Annotated in this window: 17 protein-coding genes; 6 read left to right on the top strand and 11 right to left on the bottom strand. The window is 69.7% G+C overall.

All coding sequences use genetic code 11. The features are described from left to right. Positions 1-689 (bottom strand): alcohol dehydrogenase catalytic domain-containing protein (locus C4313_RS05400; RefSeq protein WP_352428848.1); only part of this gene is annotated, 689 nt, incomplete at its 3' end. Between the two features lie 159 nt (positions 690-848). On the opposite strand from C4313_RS05400, the gene C4313_RS05395 reads away from it, so the two are divergent. Then, the gene (locus tag C4313_RS05395; RefSeq protein WP_352428847.1) at positions 849-1343 is read left to right on the top strand and encodes a cupin domain-containing protein; all 495 of its coding nucleotides are present in this window, start codon (positions 849-851) and stop codon (positions 1341-1343) included. A gap of 21 nt (positions 1344-1364) precedes the next feature. Here C4313_RS05395 and C4313_RS05390 read toward each other — a convergent pair whose 3' ends face one another. Continuing rightward, positions 1365-2384 carry an alcohol dehydrogenase catalytic domain-containing protein gene (locus tag C4313_RS05390; protein ID WP_352428846.1) on the bottom strand — a complete coding sequence of 340 codons (1020 nt, stop codon included), beginning with the start codon at positions 2382-2384 and terminating at the stop codon, positions 1365-1367. Positions 2385-2541: 157 nt separating this feature from the next. Between C4313_RS05390 and C4313_RS05385 the strand changes: the two genes are divergently transcribed. Then, positions 2542-4011: a sensor histidine kinase gene (locus C4313_RS05385; protein ID WP_352428845.1), complete on the top strand. Its 1470-nt coding sequence runs from the start codon at positions 2542-2544 to the stop codon at positions 4009-4011. Here C4313_RS05385 and C4313_RS05380 read toward each other — a convergent pair. Next, positions 3904-4854, bottom strand: a complete 951-nt coding sequence (locus C4313_RS05380; RefSeq protein ID WP_352428844.1) for a phosphatase PAP2 family protein — start codon at positions 4852-4854, stop codon at positions 3904-3906. The two genes, C4313_RS05385 and C4313_RS05380, sit on opposite strands and share 108 nt — an antisense overlap. Before the next feature lie 87 nt (positions 4855-4941). Here C4313_RS05380 and C4313_RS05375 point away from each other — a divergent pair, with 87 nt between their 5' ends. Next, positions 4942-5631: a metal-dependent hydrolase gene (locus C4313_RS05375; protein WP_352428843.1), complete on the top strand. Its 690-nt coding sequence runs from the start codon at positions 4942-4944 to the stop codon at positions 5629-5631. Between the two features lie 39 nt (positions 5632-5670). Here the strand turns inward: C4313_RS05375 and C4313_RS05370 are convergent, their stop codons facing one another. The 3 genes from C4313_RS05370 to C4313_RS05360 are packed head-to-tail and all read right to left on the bottom strand — an operon-like array spanning position 5671 to position 8504. Then, on the bottom strand, positions 5671-6771 hold the full coding sequence (locus C4313_RS05370) for a lipid II:glycine glycyltransferase FemX (RefSeq protein ID WP_352428842.1): 1101 nt from the start codon (positions 6769-6771) through the stop codon (positions 5671-5673). Beyond that, positions 6768-7787 carry a lipid II:glycine glycyltransferase FemX gene (locus C4313_RS05365; RefSeq protein ID WP_352428841.1) on the bottom strand — a complete coding sequence of 340 codons (1020 nt, stop codon included), beginning with the start codon at positions 7785-7787 and terminating at the stop codon, positions 6768-6770. The genes C4313_RS05370 and C4313_RS05365 overlap by 4 nt, the downstream gene beginning before the upstream one ends. A 27-nt stretch (positions 7788-7814) precedes the next feature. Then, positions 7815-8504 carry a response regulator transcription factor gene (locus C4313_RS05360; protein WP_352428840.1) on the bottom strand — a complete coding sequence of 230 codons (690 nt, stop codon included), beginning with the start codon at positions 8502-8504 and terminating at the stop codon, positions 7815-7817. Positions 8505-8729: 225 nt separating this feature from the next. On the opposite strand from C4313_RS05360, the gene clpB reads away from it, so the two are divergent. Both clpB and C4313_RS05350 read left to right on the top strand, forming a co-directional pair. Beyond that, entirely contained in the window at positions 8730-11342 is a 2613-nt protein-coding gene (gene clpB / locus C4313_RS05355; protein ID WP_352428839.1) for an ATP-dependent chaperone ClpB, read from the top strand. Between the two features lie 24 nt (positions 11343-11366). After that, positions 11367-12014, top strand: a complete 648-nt coding sequence (locus C4313_RS05350; protein ID WP_352428838.1) for an alpha/beta hydrolase — start codon at positions 11367-11369, stop codon at positions 12012-12014. 30 nt (positions 12015-12044) lie between these two features. Here the strand turns inward: C4313_RS05350 and C4313_RS05345 are convergent, their stop codons facing one another. Both C4313_RS05345 and C4313_RS05340 read right to left on the bottom strand, forming a co-directional pair. Beyond that, on the bottom strand, positions 12045-12842 hold the full coding sequence (locus tag C4313_RS05345; RefSeq protein WP_352428837.1) for an inositol monophosphatase family protein: 798 nt from the start codon (positions 12840-12842) through the stop codon (positions 12045-12047). Beyond that, complete coding sequence (locus tag C4313_RS05340; protein WP_352428836.1) at positions 12839-14047, bottom strand: extracellular solute-binding protein; 1209 nt, start codon at positions 14045-14047, stop codon at positions 12839-12841. The genes C4313_RS05345 and C4313_RS05340 overlap by 4 nt, the downstream gene beginning before the upstream one ends. Before the next feature lie 108 nt (positions 14048-14155). Here C4313_RS05340 and C4313_RS05335 point away from each other — a divergent pair, with 108 nt between their 5' ends. Then, positions 14156-15007 carry a nitrilase-related carbon-nitrogen hydrolase gene (locus tag C4313_RS05335; protein ID WP_352428835.1) on the top strand — a complete coding sequence of 284 codons (852 nt, stop codon included), beginning with the start codon at positions 14156-14158 and terminating at the stop codon, positions 15005-15007. A 110-nt stretch (positions 15008-15117) separates the two neighbouring features. On the opposite strand, the gene rpsI is transcribed toward C4313_RS05335, so the two are convergent. The 3 genes from rpsI to truA all read right to left on the bottom strand — a co-directional run bounded on the left by rpsI (position 15118) and on the right by truA (position 16878). Then, positions 15118-15552: a 30S ribosomal protein S9 gene (gene rpsI, locus C4313_RS05330; protein ID WP_352428834.1), complete on the bottom strand. Its 435-nt coding sequence runs from the start codon at positions 15550-15552 to the stop codon at positions 15118-15120. A 70-nt stretch (positions 15553-15622) separates the two neighbouring features. Continuing rightward, positions 15623-16051 (bottom strand): 50S ribosomal protein L13, encoded by a 429-nt coding sequence (rplM, locus tag C4313_RS05325; RefSeq protein ID WP_352428833.1) that lies wholly within the window; start codon positions 16049-16051, stop codon positions 15623-15625. Next, entirely contained in the window at positions 16048-16878 is an 831-nt protein-coding gene (gene truA / locus C4313_RS05320) for a tRNA pseudouridine(38-40) synthase TruA (protein ID WP_352428832.1), read from the bottom strand. The genes rplM and truA overlap by 4 nt, the downstream gene beginning before the upstream one ends. Positions 16879-16891 lie beyond the last annotated feature (13 nt).

The raw sequence follows: 16891 nt of genomic DNA, 5'->3' as shown, positions 1-16891 counted from the left end.
TCTCGGCGCGCCGCCAGCCGCCCCGGGAGATCCTCCCGCGGGTCCAGCGCCGCATCCGCCCCGATCTGGAGCGCCGCGGCCCGCCGCTCGGCATGGGGATCGGCCACCGCCACCCAGGCGCCGCGCCGTTTCGCCAAGCAGGCCAGCATCAGACCCATGGCCCCTCCCCCCAGCACCAGGACCGTCATGCCGGGCCCGATCCCGCCGGCCTCGATGCCCCGCAGGGCGCAGGCCAGGGGCTCCACCAGGGCGGCGGCGGCGGCCGGGAGGTGCGCCGGGATCTCATACAGGTTCACCCGGACGATGGGCGCGGGGATGCGGGCGTATTGGGCGAAGGCCCCGAAGAAGAACGTGAGGTTCGGGCACAGGCTGAACTGCCCCCGCCGACACATCCGGCACGTCCCACAGGGGGCGGAATTGGCGGCCACCACCCGCATCCCCGGCCGAAAGGCAATCACCCCCTCCCCCACCGCCACCACCTCCCCGGCCACCTCGTGGCCGAAGAGGGCGGGCAACGGGCCCAGGGCCGGGTGCCGCCCGCGCCGGAAGATCTTGACATCGGTCCCGCAGGTCAACGCCCGCTCCACGCGGATCACCACCTCGCCCGGCCCGGGCTCCGGCCGGGGCAACGCCTCCAGCCGGAGATCCCCCGGGCCATGGAGACGGGCGGCCAGCATGCGCTCCGACATCATCCCCCCTCCAACAGCCTTTCCGGCAACTTTAGCACACGGGATGGAACTGCACCAAGGGCGCCGCCGAGACCGGCCTCCGGCAGGGCGATCCTTGAGGCACGCCAGGCCATCCTCTACAATTACCGAAGCATATCTGCGCCCGCGGAGGGGATGACAATGCCGGGGGGGGAAGCCGTTGGGACGCTGCAGACCGGCCGCCGGATCGCTTTCAACCCGGAGACTTTCCGCTGGGAGGGGATCGAGCCCCAGGTCTATAAGTTCAGCCTGGGCGAACAGCGGGGGATGGGCTGGCGAGGGATCACCCGCTTCATCCTGGGAGGGCCGCCGGAGGTCCCGTGCCGCTTCCAACTCCGATACTTCGAACTGGCGCCGGGGGCCTATTCCAGCCTGGAGAAGCACGCCCACATCCACCTCATCCTGGTGATCCGGGGCCGGGGCAAGGCCCTGGTGGGCCCCGAGGTCTTCGAGGTGGCCCCCTTCGATCTCGTCTACGTCCCGCCGGAGGTCCCCCACCGCTGGATCAACGACGGCGACGAGCCTTTCGGTTTTCTGTGCCCGGTGGACGCCGAGCGCGACACGCCGCGCCCGGTGGACGAGGCGGAGTGGAAAGCCCTGAAGCGCAACCCGGCCACCGCCCCTTACGTGTTCTGAAGCGCTTCCCCTGGGGCCGCCTCACGGATATACCAGGACCTTGAGGGCCTCATACGCCCGCATGGCCTGGTAGCCTCGGGGGGCCTCGGGCAGCGGCAGGCGGTGGGTGATCAGCCCCTCCACCGGAAGGCCCTCGGCGATGAGCCGCAGGGCCTCCCGCATGTCGTCGGGCCCGGCGGAGTAACTGGGGATCACCCGCACCTCCCGGAAGTAGAGGGTGTGCACGTCCACCGACCAGCGGACTTCCGGCGGGGTCGGCGTGAAGAGGAGCAGGGTCCCGCCAGGGGCCGCCAGAGACCAGCCCAGTTCGATGGCCTCCAGAGAGCCCGGCCCCACCACCACTAGATCCGCTCCCCAACCCTCGCTCTCCGCCCGGATGCGCTCGACCGCGGCCTCCGCCGGCGTCGGGATCAGCCCCAGGCGGGCGCCGGCCTCCAGGCGCGCCGGGATCCGATCGATCCCCCACACCCGCTCCGCCCCCCATCGTTGGGCGGTCAGGCCGTGGAGCAGCCCCATCACCCCTAGGCCGATCACCGCCACCCGGTCCCCCGGCCGCAGCCCCGCCCGCCGCAGGGCCTTGACCACCGTGGCCAGGGGCTCGGTGAAGGCCGCCGCCTCGTCGGAGACGGCGTCCGGGATGGGAAGGAGATCCCGTTCCACCACCGGTGGGGGGACGAGGGCATACGCGCTCAGGCCCCCGGGGATCAGGCGGGTCGCCCGCCAGGTGGGGCACTGGACGAAATCCCCCCGCCGGCAGAACCGGCACGCCCCGCACGGGGCGTGGTGGTGCACCACCACCCGCTCCCCGCCGCGGAACCCCGCCACCCCAGGGCCCACCTCCACAATCTCCCCCACCAGTTCGTGGCCTGGGGTGAGGGGGGCCTTACGGGCCATATACCAATCCATCAGTTCCCCCGGGCACAACCCACAGACCCGGATCCGGACCAGGACCTCCCCCGGACCCGGATCCCGCAACGGGACTTCCTCCAGCCGCAAATCCTGCGGCGTGTGATAGACCAGCGCCACGGTCGAGCGAACCACCGACCCTCTCCGTTCGAGCATCCTTCGCGCCGATGCCTGGAAATTTACCTCCATCCCCGGTCAGGGCCAACCCACAGGGCAGGGCCCAGGTGCCCTCGCGGCGTTCCCCGCTCGGATTTATTATAAGAATCGATAAGGTAGGGCGCCTGGAGGCCGGATGCTCCACGACCTGTTCCAGAACCAAGAGCCCGTCCTGCGGTTCTTCGCCGGGCTGGTGTATTACACCCTGGGGCTGATCCTGATCCTGCAATCCCGCGGGCACAGCCGCCTGCGGCTGGCCCGCAGCCTGCCCTGGCTGGCCGGTTTCGGGTTCCTCCACGCCCTCTACGAGTGGAGCGCGGTCCTCCTGCCGACCGGCCTCGCCGGCGGCGGCGAGGCCGTGGACCTGCTACGCATGGGGCGGGCGATGGTGCTGGCCTTGGCCTTCCTTTGCTTGTTTGAATTCGGCGCCGACATCGTGGCTCCCCTCGGCCCTCGCTGGCAGCAACTGCGCCTGGCGGGGCTGGCTCTCTTTATGGCCTGGGGAGGCGGCGCTTTCCTCCTGGGGATCGCCGCCCCAGTTCCCCTGGACGCGTGGAGCCGTTGGATGGAGGTCGGGGCCCGCTGGCTCCTGGGCCTCCCGGGCGGGCTGCTGGCCGCCTACGCCCTGCGCCGCCACACCTTCCACCTGTTGATCCCCCTCGCCCGGCCGCACATCGTGAACATGTTGCGGATGGCCGGGCTGGCCATCGCCGCCTACAGCCTCCTGGCCGGCCTGGTGGGACCGGCCCTGCCCATAGCGCCCTTCGACCGCTGGAACGAGGAAGCCCTCCAGGGCCTCCTGGGCTTCCCCTTCTTCCTCTTGCGCAGCCTGGTCGGCATCATCCTGGTGGGCGGGATGCTGCGGGCGCTGGAGATCTTCGAGATCGAGCTGAGCAACCGCCTGGGGACCTTGGAGGAGGCCCAGATCCTGGCCAGCGAGCGCGAGCGCATGAGCCGGGAGCTCCACGACCGAACCCTGCAGATGATCTATGGGGCGGGCCTCCTGGTCCGCAACGTCCAGGCCCAGGCCGAACCCTCGACCGCCGCCGCCCTCAACCCAGTGATCCGTCTCCTGGACCAGGCGGTGGGCAGCCTGCGGGAGATCCTCCAGGAGCTTCCATCCCGCCCGGCCATGGCCAGCTTGACGGATGGGATCGAACGGATCATCCGGGAATACGGCCTGCCCGCCCTGGTGGACGTGGCGACCGACTGGCAGATCCCCCCCGACGCCCAACTGCCCCCTGCCCAGTTGCGACACATCCTGGCCATTGTCTCGGAGGCGCTGAGCAACGTGGTCCGCCACGCCCGGGCCCGGCAGGTCCGTATCACCGCGGCCCTCCGCGACGGCCGATTGCAGATCCAAATCGCGGATGATGGGCGTGGCTTCGGCCCGGAGGTTCGGCCCGGCATCGGCCTGCGCAACATGGAGGAGCGCGCCCGCCTGCTCAGCGGGCGCCTGGAGATCCAAAGCCGGCCCGGCGCAGGGACCGTCGTGATCCTAGAGGTGCCCTGGCTGGGGATCCGACGGGAGGACCTCCACCGTCCGCTCCGTGGGGGCCAGTCCCAGTCGGAGGAAGAGGGCCGGAGCGCCCCCGGTGGCCCATAAGCCGACCACCCCATACCGCACGAAGCGAAGGGCCGGCGCTTCGGGGAGCGGGGGTGGGAGCGCCCGAAACAGCCATCCCAGGCCGACATACAACGCCGCCAGGGTGGCCCATCCGATCGCTAAGCGCCACCCCCGTTGGGGCCACGGGCCCCCAGGGTGGAAGCGATTCTGCCCGGACTCCAGGAGGGTGCCCCCGATCATCCCCAGCCACGCCCCCAAAGGCACCGCCGTCTCCCGGGTCCCGTGGAGCAAAAAGAGAAGAAGGACCCCACCGGCGGCCAGCAGGAACGACCGCCGGCGGGACGCGGCAAGGCGAGGGAGCCAGCCGGGGCCCACCCGCACGATGCCGAAGGCCACCAGGGCCCCGACCGCCCAACCGACCAGGATGTCGTGGAGGAAGTGGACCCCAAGGACGAGCCGGGAGAGGCCGATGAGAAAGATCAACCCGAGGGCGAAGCCGGTGAACCAGGGATTCCCCAGCATCCCGGCCCACGTCCCCCAGAGGGCGGCGGCGGTCAGGGCGTGCCCGCTGGGGAGCCCGTAGCCCAAGGCCTCCCCGCCGGGGACCAGGACCCGCACGGCATCGGGGGCAACTTGAAACGGGCGGGGCATGGCGAACAGATCCTTCAGCGTGAAGGCGAGGTAACTCCCCAGCAGCAGCGCGGTCGCCGCCCAGAGGGCCTCCCGCTTCCGGTATGCCCAGAGCCATCCGGTGAGGAGCAACAGGAAGACCGGCTCCTCCCCCAGCCACGACATCAGCCGCCAGAAGGCGATGGCCCCCGGGGGCTGCAGCCCCTGTAACCAAACGATCGCCTCGATCTGCCAGCGCATCCACTCCGGCATCGGTTCCCTCCCCCCGCCAGGCCGGCATCGATAGGGGATATTATAATAAAAGCAAGCCCGCATCTGCTCGCTGAAAGGAGGTTCTCCATGGCTGTTCGGGTGACCTGGTATGGCCATGCTGCGTTTTTGATCGAGAGCGATGGCAAGCGCATCCTGATCGATCCCTTCCTGAGCGGCAACCCGGTGGCCCCGGTGAAGGCCGAGGAAGTCCAGGCCGACGTCATCCTCATCACCCACGGCCACGCCGACCACGTGGGCGACGCGGTGGACATCGCCCGGCGGACGGGGGCGCTGGTCATCAGCAACTATGAGATCGCCTCCTGGTTCCAGAGCAAGGGCGTCCAGAACGTCCATCCCCTGCACATCGGGGGCGGCCGCGACTTCGACTTCGGCCGCGTCAAACTCACCCCCGCCCTCCACGGCTCGGTCCTCCCCGACGGGGCCTACGGCGGCAACCCGGCGGGGCTCCTGCTCTACCTGGGCAAGCACCGTATCTACCACGCAGGGGACACCGGCCTCTTCGGGGACATGAAACTGATCGGCGCGGAGAAACTGGACCTGGCCCTGCTGCCCATCGGCGACAACTTCACCATGGGCCCGGAGGATGCCCTCCAGGCCGTCCGCCTCCTCAAGCCTAAGGCGGTCATCCCCATGCACTACAACACCTGGGACCTGATCCGACAGGATCCCCACGCCTGGGCCCGACGGGCCCGCGCCGCGGTCAAGGGGCTGAAGGTCATCGTGTTGGAGCCTGGCAGCTCCTTCGAACTGAAGTAGCCCCTCGTTTCCCCATCCCTTCGGCGCGGTCCGCTGCCGTCAGCTGGCCTCCAGGGGCGCGGCGCGGCCCCGTTGACGGCGCCGTTGCCAGGCCAGATAGCGCGGGACCAGCTCCCGGTAAAGGCGATAGAGGGCCGGCCGGGCCACGTAGTCCCATGTCCCGATGAACCGCACATACCGCCCCCCGAATCCCCGCTTGAAGCGATACACCCCCCACATCGGATCGTCCTCGCGGGGCTGGGCCGGCGCCCCCCAGAAGTCGTACCGCCGGCAGCCCGCCGCGCGCGCCCACCGGATGGCCTCCCACTGCAGCCGGTGGTTGGGCATTTTCTCCCGGTGGCGGCCCCGGGAGGCCCCGTAGAAATACCAGGCCGTGGGCCCGAAGCGATAGAGGACAACCATGGCCACCGGCTCCCCTTCGACCTCGGCCAACAGCGGCCGCGCGCAGCCAGCGGCGTAGAACAACTCCCACGCCCGCCGGTAGTAATCCCGCGGCCGGATCACAAAACCATCCCGTGCCGCCGTCTCGGCATACATATCGTAGAGCAGGTCGAAGGCCTCCGGGCCCACCGGGCGCACCGAGACCCCTTTCCGCTCCGCCAGCCGGATGTTGTAGCGGGTCTTGGGATGCATCGCCTGGAGCAGCCTCTCCTCGTCGGCCTCCAGATCCAGCCACAGGCTGGCGGGGAACTGGACCGACTCCGCCGACAGCCGCCAGCCCCGCCGGCGCAACAGGTCCTTGAAGGGAACCGCCCGGAGCCTCCCCGGGCCCTCCGCCGCAGTTCCTTCCGCCTCCACCACCTCGAGGTCGATCCGCAGGAAGGCGGCCCGACGCCGCCGGGCCTCCGCCTCCAGATCCCCCAGGACCGCCTCGGCGGCCTCCAGATCCTCGGGATCCAGCAACGGCCCCCGGGGGACGTAGAGGAGGCGGAACAACCCAAACCGGTCCTGCCGGCACAGGACCTGGGCGGCCGCCCGGACCCGTTCCTCCGCATCCACCCATAACCAGCGGAGGGGCTGCCAGCCGTAATGGGCCTTGAAGAGCCCCCAGGTCCAAGTCTGCAGGATGTGCGGGGCAGGAAGCCGCAACAGCGCCCGATCCCAGTCCTCCGGAGCCGTCACCGCCACGCGCCGGATCATCGGCCGCTCAGCCTCCGGAGCAACCCATACCAGAGGGGACGATACACGCGATCGAAGGCGCCGGCCCAGCGCACCACCCGTCCTCCGAAGCCCCGCTTGAAGCGATACACCCCCCACAGCCCATCCCGACGGGTGGCGAACTGGGCCTCCAGCACCTCCGGCGGCTCGTCGGGGATCCCCCAGAGATCGTAGAAACGGCATCCGCGGGCCTTCGCCCAGCGCATCGCCTCCCACTGGAGGGCGTAGGTCGGCATCTTCTCCCGGTGGCGATCCCCCGAGGCGCCGTAGAAATACCAGGCCCGCTCCCCCCAGGCGAAGGCCATCAGGCCGGCCAGGGGCTCCCCTTCGTAGAAGGCCAGCCACAGGCGCGCCAGATGGGGCACAAAGCGGTCGTAGGCCGCCCGATAGTAATCCAGCGAATGGATGGCGAAGCGGTCCCGGGCGGCCGTCTGCTGCAGCAGCCAGTAGAATTGTGGAAGGTCCTCCGGCCCGGCCTCGCGGACCACCACGCCCTTCCGCGCCGCCAGGCGGATGTTGTAGCGGGTCTTGGGGTGCATCGCCGCCAGCAGCGCCTCCTCATCCCCCTCCAGGGGAACCAACAGGGTGCGCCGGGGCTGAACGGGGGGCGCGGGACGGAGGCCGAAGCGGGTCAGGTCCAGGGCCAGCCCGCCTTCCTCCACATCCGGCTCCAGGCGGGCCCACAGGGCGCCTGCTGCGCGGGCCAGGCGGTCTAGGGCAGCAAGCAGCCCCTCAAAGACCATCGGGTCCTGCCAGTCGCCGACGGGACCCTTCGGGATGTAGAAGATGGAGAACCCCAGGGGCAGCCGCCGGACCAGCACCTGCATGCCGGCCTGGGCCCGGCCGCCAGCGAGGGCCAGGAAACGGTGGGCCTGCCACCCGAATCCGGCCTTCAGATCCCCCCAGGGGGCCGTCTGGAGCACGTGAGCCTCCGGATGGCCCTCCAGGAAGGCCATCCAGGCCCTCGCGTCGACCTCGCGGACCTCCACGGCGCCCATCCGGCCTCACGACCGCGCGGGGCGACATCAGCCGAGGGCGAACCGATACCCCATGCCGCGCTCCGTGAGCAGGAAGCGCGGCTGCTCCGGGTCCGGTTCGATGCGCTGGCGGAGGCGCCAGATATACCATTTGACGTTCTGGGGATCCACGCTCCCGTCCGGCCACACTCCGCGGGCGATCTCCTCGGGGGTCAGGGTCTGTCCGGCTCGCTCGGCCAGGTAACAGAGCAGCCGGTGCTCGGTCTCCGTCAGCAGCCGCTCCTCGCCGTTGAGGACCACCCGCGGATACTGGGGATCGATCAGCAGGGCGCCCTCCCCGAAGCGCCAGTAGACGCGCTTGCCCGGGGGTGGGAGGCGGACCCGGCGCAGGTGGGCCTCGATGCGGGCCAGCAGCTCCTCCATGGCGAAGGGCTTGACGATATAATCGTCCGCCCCCAGTTTCAGACCCTCCACCCGCTCCTCCACCGCTGTCCGGGCGGTCAGGATCAGGATGGGGACCGTGGAGACCGAGCGGATCTGCCGGCAGATCTCCAGGCCGTCCACGTCCGGGAGCATCAGGTCCAGGATGACCAGGTCGGGCTGGCTGGCCTGGAATTGCCGCCATCCCTCCGTTCCGTTAAAGGCCAAGATCACCTGGAAGCCGCGCCGCTCCAGGAAGAGGCGGATCAGTTCCGCCAGTTCCAACTCGTCCTCGATCACCAGGATCGACTCCGCCATGCGCCCCTCCGCCGGTTCGGAATGGCGAGGGATCCCCCGCCCACGGATGCGCCTCGGCCCCTGCCCACCGTAAGTATGGCCCAGGCGGAGTGTTTGAGCAAGGTTGGCCCCCCGGTCTTGTTAATCTTTCTTTAACCTCCCGCTGACGCCCCTCTGATCCGCCCGGACTACGATGGAACCGGAGCGCTGGAAGGCCAGATCCCCAGCGCGCTGGAGGGGGGATCGATGAACCTGAATCGCTATACGGAGAAGGCCCAAGAGGCACTGTTGGAATCGCAGCGCTTGGCCGAAGAATACCGACATCCGGCCATTGAGAACGAACATCTCCTGCTGGCCCTGCTCCGCCAGTCCGACGGGGTGGTGCCCCAGGTGGTGCGCCGGGCCGGGGCCGATCCCCAGGAGATGATTGCGGAACTGGAGCGCTACCTGGCCGGCCGTCCCAAGGTCTATAGCGGCGGCGAGGTCGGCCTCTCCCGCTCCGTCGCCGAGACCCTGCGGCAGGCGGAGCGGGAGGCCCAGGCCATGCACGACGACTACGTCAGCACCGAGCACCTGTTGCTGGCGATGGCCGACCGGGTGGACGGCACGGCGGGGGCGGTCCTGCGGCGCCGGGGGCTGACCCGTGACGTTCTCCTGCGGGCCCTGGCCGCCATCCGCGGCTCCCAGCGGGTCACCTCGCCCACCCCTGAGGCCACCTACCAGGCCCTGGAGAAATACGGGCGGGACCTCACGGCCCTGGCCCGCCAGGGCAAACTGGATCCTGTCATCGGACGCGACGAGGAGATCCGCCGGGTGATCCAGATCCTCTCCCGCCGCACCAAGAACAACCCGGTCCTGGTGGGGGACGCCGGGGTGGGCAAGACGGCCATCGTGGAGGGCCTGGCCCAGCGCATCGTCCGCGGCGACGTTCCCGAGGGCCTGAAGAACAAACGCATTGTGCAACTGGACATGGGCGCCCTGGTAGCGGGGGCGAAGTATCGCGGCGAGTTCGAGGAGCGCCTGAAGGCCGTCCTCAAGGAGGTGGCCGACGCCCAGGGCGAGATCATCCTTTTCATCGATGAGATCCACACGGTGGTGGGGGCCGGGCGGGCCGAGGGAGCGCCCATGGACGCCGCCAACATCCTGAAGCCCATGCTGGCCCGGGGCGAGCTCCACTGCATCGGCGCCACCACCCTCGATGAATACCGGCAGTATATCGAGAAGGACCCCGCCTTGGAGCGGCGCTTCCAGCCGGTCTATGTGGACGAGCCCTCGGTGGAGGAGACCATCAGCATCCTGCGCGGGCTGAAGGAGCGGTATGAGGTCCACCACGGCGTGCGCATCACCGACGCCGCGGTGATCGCCGCCGCTACCCTCAGCCACCGCTATATCGCCGACCGCCGGCTGCCGGACAAGGCCATCGACCTCATCGACGAGGCGGCCGCCCGCCTGCGCATGGAGATGGACTCCAAACCCACCGAATTGGACGAACTGGACCGCCGCATCTTGCAACTGGAGATCGAGCGGGAGGCCCTGAAGAAGGAGCGCGACGAGGCCAGCCGGGAGCGCCTGGCGGCCATCGAACGGGAGATCGCCTCGCTGCGGGAGCAGGCCGACGCCCTGCGCATCCAGTGGGAGCGGGAGAAGGCCGTCATCCAGAAGGTCCGCACGCTCAAGGAGCAGATCCAGCAGACCCAGCACCAGATCGAGATGGCCGAGCGCCGGCTGGACTATGAGGAGGCGGCCCGCCTTCGCTACGGGGTGCTGCCCGATCTGGAGCGCCAGTTGCGGGCCGCCGAGGAGGAACTGAACGCCCTGAGCCGGGGCCAGCGCCTCCTCAAAGAGGAGGTGGACGCCGAGGACATCGCACGGGTGGTGGCCGCCTGGACCGGCATCCCGGTGGTGCGCCTGATGGAAGGGGAGACCCAGAAGCTCCTCCACCTGGAGGAGCGGCTCCACGAGCGCGTGGTGGGCCAGGAGGAGGCCGTCCGGGCGGCGGCCAACGCCGTGCGGCGGGCCCGCGCCGGCCTCAAGGATCCCAACCGGCCCATCGGCGTCTTCCTGTTCCTGGGCCCCACCGGCGTGGGCAAGACCGAACTGGCCAAGGCCCTCGCCGAGGCCCTCTTCGACGATGAGCGGGCTATGGTCCGTATCGACATGAGCGAATACCAGGAGAAGCACACCGTCAGCCGCCTGATCGGCGCCCCGCCTGGCTACGTGGGCTATGAGGAAGGCGGACAACTGACCGAGGCGGTGCGGCGCCGGCCCTACACCGTCGTGCTCTTCGATGAGGTCGAGAAGGCCCACTCCGAGGTCTTCAACGTGCTGCTCCAGGTCTTCGACGAGGGCCGCCTCACCGACGGCAAGGGGCGCACCGTGGATTTCAAAAACACCATCATTATCATGACCAGCAACATCGGCAGCCAGTGGATCAAGGAACTGGCAGGCCAGGACGAGCACAAGATGCGCCAGTTGGTCCTCAGCGCCCTGGATCAGCACTTCCGGCCCGAGTTCTTGAACCGGATCGATGAGATCGTGATCTTCCACCCACTGACCATGGACCATCTGCGTCGCATCGTGGACATCCAGTTGCGGCGGCTGCGCTCCATGCTGACCGAACGGCGGATGTCGTTGGAGATGACGGAGGAGGCCAAGCAGTATCTGGCCACCGTGGGCTACGATCCGGTCTACGGTGCGCGGCCGCTCAAGCGGGCCATCCAGCGGGAACTGATCGATCCGCTGGCCATGGAGATCCTGAAGGGCACCTTCCACGAAGGGGATGTTATCCGGGTGGATCTGCGGGATGGCCGGCTGGTCTTCGAGCCGGTCCGCGAGCCCGCCCCAGCCCCGGCTGCGTGAGGCCGGCGGAGGAGGGAAAGATCCGTGCTACCCGTCCGTGTGCGGTGGTCCGAGGGACGTCCTCCGGCTGGCCCGGCGCCCCTGGCCCTGCTGCTCCACGGCTGGGGCGGTGATGAGCACGCAATGGATGTGTTCGGAGCCGCCTTCGGGCCCGGGTGGCTGCTGGCAAGTCCCCGGGCCCCCTTCCCGGTGCCCACCGGCGGCTACGCCTGGTATCCCCTGGGTCCCAACGGCCAGCCCGATCTCCAGGCCCTGGGCCACAGCCTCGCCGGGCTGATCTCCCTCCTGGACCAGTGGGCCCACAACCCCGCGCTCGACCCTCGGCGCCGGCTGGCCGTCGGGTTCAGCCAAGGCGGGGCGATGGCCGCCGCGCTGGCCCTCCGGGCCCCGGAACGCCTCGCCGGCGTGGCCATCTTCAGCGGCTTCCTGCCGCCCGGCCTCGGGGACGATCCGCCCCGCCCGCTGACCGGCCTTTGGGCCTTCATCGCCCATGGGCTTCAGGATCCGATGGTCCCTGGGGAAGCCGCCCGCGCGCTGGCCGACCGCTTCCGGCGCGCCGGGGCCGAGGTGACGTTGGTGGAATACGCCGGTGGCCACAAGATGGAGGCGCCCGCCTGGCGGGCCTTCCGCGCCTGGCTGGCGACCTTTGTCCCTCCATCCGCCCCTCGCTGAGGCCGGCCTCATGCCGCCCGGCCCATCCCCTCACACGGAATCCCCCAGCAGCGCCCAGACCGCCCGCTCCAGGCGGCCGTTGCCCACCACCGCGGCGGCATCCCGCAAAGACCACGGCGCGCCGTCGGGGCGGTGGAGGGATCCGCCGGCCTCCCGGACGATCACCGCCGCGGCAGCCACGTCCCACGGCTGCAGCGCGAAGTGAAAGTAGAGATCCAGCCATCCCGCGGCCACATAGGCCATCCCCAGGGCGGCCGATCCGATGGCCCGCACTGTCTGACAGCGGACGGCCAGCCGGCTCAGCCACCCCAGGATCCGCTCCCGCGTCTCGTTCCGATGCCCCCAGTCCAATCCGATCAACGCCTGCTCCAGGTGGTCGACGGCGCTGACCCGGATCGGACGCCCGTTCAAGAACGCGCCGCGTCCCCGCGCCGCGGTGAACAGCATCTCTTTCAGCGGGTCATAGATCGCCCCCACCACCGGCTCCCCCTCCACCAGCAGGCCGATGGAAACCGCGAAGCAGGGGAACCGACGGGCGAAGTTCGTCGTCCCGTCCAGCGGGTCGATCACCCACACGACGCCGGACGTCGCCTCCTCGTCCCCTTCCCCCTCCTCGGCGCGCACCCGATGATCGGGATGGTGGCGGCGGATCACCGCGACGATGGCGTCCTGGGCCGCCACGTCGGCGGAGGTCACCCAATCCCGAAAACCCTTCTCATGCACCTGGCGGGGCTGCGGCCAGTGGCTGCGGAGGACGGCCCCCCCGGCCATCGCCGCCTCGATGGCGGTCAACAGCCAGACCTCAAGATGGGCCCCCGCAGGGCTCATCGTCCCACCTCCTCCGAGATCTCCGCCTCCTCAGGGATCGGCAAGGGCGCGAGCACCGCCGGGACCTCCACCCCGCCCTCCAACAGGCGCAGGGCCTCCGTCAGGCGAGCGGCCGTCCCGCCATCGACCCAGGCCCCCTCCTGGTATCCCTCCAGCGTCCACTCCACCAACGAGGACTGCAGGGACGCCGATCCCAGGAGCCCCCGGAGCCGCTCCCCCACCGACCGACGGAGGGGAAGGCTGTGGGCCTCCTGGGCCCATCGGGCCTGCACCTCCGGGCGGAGGGTCCAGCGGAGGAAGGCCCAGGCCGCCTGCTGCTGACCGGGATCGGCAGCGGCGATGGCCAGATCCCAACCCCAGCCGGCGAGGACCGGCCGCTCGAAATCCGGGCGATAGGGAGGCGGGGCCGCCGCCAGCCGGAAGCGCAGACGGCCGGCGGCGGCCTTCCGCTCCAGTTCGGGCAACCATCGGGAGGGGCCGAAGAGCATCGCTGTCTCCCCCTGGACGAACATCCGCAGAGCCGTCGAGGGCTCCAGCAACTGGGCGCATCCCCACCGGAGCATGGTCTGCACGCGCTCCAGGATCCCCTGGGCGGAGCGGCGGGATCGGCCAGCCAGCCACCCCTGCAACACCCAGCCATCCCGCGGGGCCACCCAGCCTGCCGTGTCCGGACGGCCGTCCCCGTTCAGGTCCAGCGCTCCCCGCACGCAGACCTGCCGGACGGCCTCCCAGTCAGCCGGCGGCTGGTCGAAGCCCGATTCCATCAGCCGGTCCAGATCGGCGTAAAGGAGCAGGCCCTCCCGGAGGAAGGGCACGGAGCCCGGCGTGAGGGGGGCCAACAGATCCCCTCGCTCCTCCGGGGGAAGACCGAGGGTGGGATCTTCCAGCCAGCGGGCCAAAGGGACCAACCGGCCGGCCTGGAACAGATCGGGGACCATTTCCGCGGGGACCACCAGGAGATCCGGGCCTCGTTCCGAGGGCCGCTCCAGCCGCGCCCGCAACTCGGCGGGCCCGGGGAACGCCTCGATGTAGATGGCGCTCTCCGGGTGCTCGGCCATATAGGCCTCGGTGAGCCGGGCCAGGGCCGCCGCCCGCTCCCGGTCCAGGGCGTGCCAGAGGACCAGCAAGCGGGGCGGGCGCGCCAGAGGCCCACACGCGGGGCTCACCAGCAGGGCCAGCGCCCAAAGCCAGCGGCGAACCCTCATCCGCCGATCTCCCCCCTCGGGGGCGATTCCCCTCCCGCCTCCATCCTGCGTATACTCCCCGCAAGGATAGCGCACCCTCCGCGTGCCGACAACAGGAGGCGGCGGACCATGCGGACGTTCAAGATCGCCCTGGCCCAGATCTATCCACGGTTGGGGGACCTGGAGGCCAACCTGCAGAAGCATCTAGAGGTGATCGAGGACGCCGTGGCCCGAGGGGCCGACCTGGTGGTGTTCCCTGAACTGTCCCTCACCGGCTACGTCCTTCAGGACCTGACCTATGAGGTGGCCGTCCCGCTGGATCCCACGCATCCCATCCTCCGGCCGCTGCTGGAGGCCAGCATGCGGGCGGACCTGGTGGTGGGGCTGGTGGAGATCGATGAGCGCGGCCGCTACTACACCGCCGGGCTGTATCTCTCCCAGGGCCGCCTGATCCATCGCCACCGCAAGATCTACCTGCCCACCTATGGGATGTTCGATGAGGGTCGGGACATGGCCCCCGGCGACCAGGTCCAGGCCTTCGACACCCGGTTCGGCCGCTTCGGGCTGCTGATCTGCGAGGATTTCTGGCACATCAGCCCGCCGTATCTGCTGTGGCTCGACGGCGCGGAGGTGCTGATCCTGACCTCCGCCAGCCCAGGGCGCGGCCTGGGCATCCCCGGCAAACTGGGGAGCGCCCAGTGGGTGGAACTGGTCAACCAGGCCTATGCCAGCCTCTTCACCGTTTTCGTCGTCCACGTCAACCGCGCCGGTTTCGAGGACGGCCAGAACTTCTGGGGGGGCTCCACCATCTTCGACCCCAACGGGGAGCGGATCCTCCAGGGCCCTTACTTCGACGAGGCCCTTCTCCTGGCCTCTATCGACCTGGACCAGATCCGCAGGACCCGCATCCGGCTGCCGCTCCTGCGGGACGAACGTCCCGCGCTGGTCATCCGCGAGCTCCAGCGGATCCTGAACCGCTGAGGGGCGATCCGCCGTCCCTCCGCACGGGCCGCGCAACGAACAGAGGGGACGGCGCGGGCTGCCCCCTCCGCCCGGTATCTCCGCCGCCGAGATAGGCCCACCGCGGAGATTCACCGCTTGGGGGACTGCGGCGCCTTGCGGGCCCGCTTGAGGCCAGGCTTCTTGCGCTCCTTCTCCCGCGGATCCCGGGTCAACAGGCCGTGCTGCTTGAGCAACGGCCGCAGGTTGGGGTCCACCAGAAGCAGGGCCCGGGCCAAGCCCAGGCGGATCGCCCCCGCCTGCCCGGTGGCGCCCCCGCCCTCTACCTTCACAGTGACATCGAATTTCCCTTCCAGGCCGGTCAGCCGCAGCGGCTCCATCAGATGGTGGAGATCCTGCATGTGGCTGAAATATTCCTGAACGGTCTTGTTGTTGACAATGAAGACCCCCGTTCCCTGAGGGTAAAGCCGGACCCGGGCGACCGCCCGCTTCCGGCGCCCGACGCCCTCCACATAAGGCCGGCCCTTGAAGGCCTCGAAAGTGATCCCCTTGGCAACCTCCACCATCGTTGCTCCTTTGCCCTCAGGATGGCATCCGCACAGCCTTCCCCATGGTCCCCCGCCAGCGCCCGGGCCCTTAGAACGTCAGCGGCTTGGGCTGCTGGGCCTGGTGGGGGTGGTTCGGCCCGGCGTAAACCTTCAGTTTCTTCAGGAGCCGCCGTCCCAGCCGGTTCTTGGGCAACATCCCCCACACCGCCTTCTGGATCACCCGTTCCGGGTGGGTCTGGAGCATCCGCCGCAACGGGATCTCCTTCAGCCCCCCCGGATATCCGCTATGGCGGTAGTAGATCTTCTGGTCCAGATGGCGGGGGTGGACGGCCATCTTCTCAGCGTTGATGACGATCACGTAATCCCCACAATCCTGCGAGGGATCGAAGTAGGGCTTGTGCTTGCCCCGCAGGATCTGGGCGATCCGGCTGGCCAGCCGCCCCAGGTTCTGGCCGGTCGCGTCCACGATCCACCACTCCGCCTGGATATCGGCCGGTTTGGTGACGTAGGTTTTCACTGCCTCCCTCCATCAGGGACGGTTTCCAGGATGGCTTTTGGAAAGGCCGGCGTCACCGGCAGGAAGAGGGACGGGTCCGGCAGGGCGATGCGTTCATAGCGCGCCCCCACGAAATACAGGCCGTGGGCCGGGGCCGGGGCCCGCGCCGGGAAGGCCTCCGGACGCCCCAGATAGGCGACGGTCGCCTCCGGCGGGCCCTCGCCCAACCCGATGGCCACCAGCAGGGCCGTCATGATACGAACCATATGGTAAAGGAAAGCATCCGCCTCGATCTCAAAGATCACCCAAGGCCCGTGGGCATGGACCTCTGCCCGCCGCACCTCCCGCACCGTGTTCTGCCCGCGGGGCGGACGCCCGAAGGCGCCGAAATCGTGTCGGCCGATCCAGCCCAGGGCGGCCCGGCGCATCGCGTCCACATCCAGGGGACGCGGCACATGCCAGGCCAGATGTCGCCCGAAGGGATCCCGCCAGGCAGCGTTGTAGATCAGATACCGGTAGATCCGGGATCGGGCCTCGAAGCGGGGATGGAAATCGGGCGGTGCCTCCCCCAAGGCCCAGACCACGATATCCGGCGGCAGGACGGCGTTCAGGGCCCGCTGCAGGTCCGCCAGGGTGTGCCGCCAGGAGCAATCGAAGGCGATCACCTGTCCCAGGGCATGGACGCCGGCGTCCGTTCGCCCAGCCCCGCGCACCCGGACCGGCTGGCCGGCCAGGCGACTCAGCGCCCCCTCGAGGACGCCCTGGATCGTGGGCTCCTCGGGGGAGGCCAGGCGCTGGAAGCCCCGGTAGGCCGTGCCCTGATAGGCGATCGCCGCCCAGACCCGCATGGGGCTGATCCGA

The organism is Thermoflexus sp. (assembly GCF_040289485.1).
GTDB lineage: Bacteria > Chloroflexota > Anaerolineae > Thermoflexales > Thermoflexaceae > Thermoflexus.
The sequence above is the reverse complement of the archived record's forward strand: the minus strand, read 5'-3'. Positions and strand labels throughout refer to the sequence as shown.

What these genes read in the sequence shown, in the direction of transcription:
- C4313_RS05360 (WP_352428840.1), bottom strand. Translation starts at nt 8,504, where the DNA reads ATGGCGGAGTCGATCCTGGTGATCGAGGACGAGTTGGAACTGGCGGAA.
- C4313_RS05345 (WP_352428837.1), bottom strand. Translation starts at nt 12,842, where the DNA reads ATGAGCCCTGCGGGGGCCCATCTTGAGGTCTGGCTGTTGACCGCCATC.
- C4313_RS05340 (WP_352428836.1), bottom strand. Translation starts at nt 14,047, where the DNA reads ATGAGGGTTCGCCGCTGGCTTTGGGCGCTGGCCCTGCTGGTGAGCCCC.
- C4313_RS05365 (WP_352428841.1), bottom strand. Translation starts at nt 7,787, where the DNA reads ATGGGCGCCGTGGAGGTCCGCGAGGTCGACGCGAGGGCCTGGATGGCC.
- clpB (WP_352428839.1), top strand. Translation starts at nt 8,730, where the DNA reads ATGAACCTGAATCGCTATACGGAGAAGGCCCAAGAGGCACTGTTGGAA.
- C4313_RS05370 (WP_352428842.1), bottom strand. Translation starts at nt 6,771, where the DNA reads ATGATCCGGCGCGTGGCGGTGACGGCTCCGGAGGACTGGGATCGGGCG.
- truA (WP_352428832.1), bottom strand. Translation starts at nt 16,878, where the DNA reads ATGCGGGTCTGGGCGGCGATCGCCTATCAGGGCACGGCCTACCGGGGC.
- C4313_RS05395 (WP_352428847.1), top strand. Translation starts at nt 849, where the DNA reads ATGCCGGGGGGGGAAGCCGTTGGGACGCTGCAGACCGGCCGCCGGATC.
- C4313_RS05385 (WP_352428845.1), top strand. Translation starts at nt 2,542, where the DNA reads ATGCTCCACGACCTGTTCCAGAACCAAGAGCCCGTCCTGCGGTTCTTC.
- C4313_RS05335 (WP_352428835.1), top strand. Translation starts at nt 14,156, where the DNA reads ATGCGGACGTTCAAGATCGCCCTGGCCCAGATCTATCCACGGTTGGGG.
- C4313_RS05380 (WP_352428844.1), bottom strand. Translation starts at nt 4,854, where the DNA reads ATGCCGGAGTGGATGCGCTGGCAGATCGAGGCGATCGTTTGGTTACAG.
- rpsI (WP_352428834.1), bottom strand. Translation starts at nt 15,552, where the DNA reads ATGGTGGAGGTTGCCAAGGGGATCACTTTCGAGGCCTTCAAGGGCCGG.
- C4313_RS05375 (WP_352428843.1), top strand. Translation starts at nt 4,942, where the DNA reads ATGGCTGTTCGGGTGACCTGGTATGGCCATGCTGCGTTTTTGATCGAG.